This is a genomic window from Vibrio sp. HI00D65 (genome assembly GCF_001635455.1).
Lineage (GTDB): Bacteria > Pseudomonadota > Gammaproteobacteria > Enterobacterales > Vibrionaceae > Vibrio.
Genome location: NZ_LWEH01000115.1, coordinates 1 through 292, shown reverse-complemented (window position 1 = coordinate 292; position 292 = coordinate 1). Strand labels below are relative to the sequence as shown.

The window sequence follows — 292 nt, the reverse complement described above, 5'->3', positions numbered from 1 at the left end:
ACCCTTTTTAGTCGAAGTGAAGTATTTACGAAGTATCTACAACGTATTTAATTTGCCTTCCGAGTGCTTATTTTACTGACCAAGCGATCGTCTCGCCGCCACGAATTGGCACAACGATGTCTGAACCAAATGGCATGGTTTCAGCAACGTTCCACTCTTCTTTTACTAGAGTGATGGTGTCTGTGTTACGTGGGATGCCGTAGAAGTCTGGGCCGTTGTGGCTTGCGAACGCTTCTAGGTTCTCAATCTTGCCTTCTAGTTCGAATACTTCTGCGTACAGTTCAACAGCTGC

Annotated in this window: 1 pseudogene; it reads right to left on the bottom strand. The window is 45.9% G+C overall.

The annotated features are described in order from the left end of the window. Positions 1 to 67: 67 nt before the first annotated feature. Positions 68 to 292 (bottom strand): annotated as a pseudogene (locus tag A3712_RS10175) (dihydroorotase); the annotation flags it as partial.